Source organism: Fructilactobacillus sp. X3R2C1 (genome assembly GCF_059901235.1).
This window is the reverse complement of the sequence record NZ_JBWXVA010000031.1, coordinates 1-275: the sequence shown is the minus strand read 5'-3', so window position 1 is coordinate 275 and position 275 is coordinate 1. Positions and strand designations below refer to the sequence as shown.

The 275-nt window shown below is 65.8% G+C and carries 1 protein-coding gene; it reads left to right on the top strand.

Features of this window, described 5'->3' with window-relative positions; genetic code table 11:
* Positions 1-275: carbon starvation CstA family protein (locus AC6UDB_RS07040; RefSeq protein WP_500709550.1), on the top strand; the 275-nt coding region annotated here is incomplete at both ends.

Below are 275 nucleotides of genomic sequence, written 5' to 3'. Positions count from 1 at the left end.
CTTCGGGGACCACGCCCAAGCTGCTGGACAACGAAACCAACGCCCGCTACATCGGTTACGGCGGCATGCTGATGGAATCGTTCGTTGCCATCATGGCCATGGTCGCCGCGTCTGTGATCGAGCCGGGCGTGTACTTCGCCATGAACAGCCCGGCCGCCGTGGTGGGCGCAGACGTTGCCTCGGTGGCGCAGACGGTCAGCAGCTGGGGCTTCCTGATCACCCCCGAGCAGCTCGAAGCCGTCGCCCGTGACATCGGCGAGCACACCATCCTGGCC